Annotated in this window: 1 protein-coding gene; it reads right to left on the bottom strand. The window is 71.5% G+C overall.

Features of this window, described 5'->3' with window-relative positions:
- Positions 1-656, bottom strand: a 656-nt coding sequence (locus tag LPA54_RS34645) for a GAF domain-containing protein (protein WP_228984601.1), incomplete at both ends; no start/stop codon positions are given.

The raw sequence follows: 656 nt of genomic DNA, 5'->3' as shown, positions 1-656 counted from the left end.
ATCCGGTCACGGTCCTCCAGCAGGGCGATCTGCTCGGCGTCCGCGCGGCGTTCCGCCAGTTCCATCGCGACGGCGGCCTGGGCGGCGAAGACCTCCAGCGGCTCGGTCTCCTTCTCGGAGAACTCATGGCCACCCGACTGCCGGACCAGCAGAACCACACCCCGCACGTCGTCGCCCGAGCCGATCGGCACGGCGACGGCCGGCCCGAGCCCCTCGAAACGCGGAAGTGCGGCCGAGATCCGCGCGTCACGTGAGACGTCCGGGCTGCTGATGGACACCCGTTGGACGAACGCCTGCCCGATGAGGGTCCCCTCCACGGGCAGGACGACCCCGCGCCACGCGTCGGCCTCCTGGCCCACCGCGAGTTCCACGGCGAGTGTGTCCGTACCCCTCACCGGCATGGCCACCACACTCAGGGCGGAGCCGGTGATCTCCCTGGCCCGTTCGGCGATCAGCGGCAGCACCCCGCCCTGGTCCGCGCCGGACATGAGGGTGTGCGTGATCTCGGCGTTCACCTGGAGCCAGCGTTCGCGCAGCCGGGACTCCTCGTACAGGCGGGCGTTGTCGATCGCCACGCCGGCCGCCACGGCCAGGGTGGCCAGCACCGACTCGTCGTCCTCGTCGAACTGCTGGCCGCCGCGCTTCTCGGTCAGGTA

It is taken from the genome of Streptomyces sp. DH12, from assembly GCF_020873895.1.
Taxonomy (GTDB): Bacteria; Actinomycetota; Actinomycetes; order Streptomycetales; family Streptomycetaceae; genus Streptomyces.
This window is presented reverse-complemented; position numbering and strand designations above follow the sequence as displayed.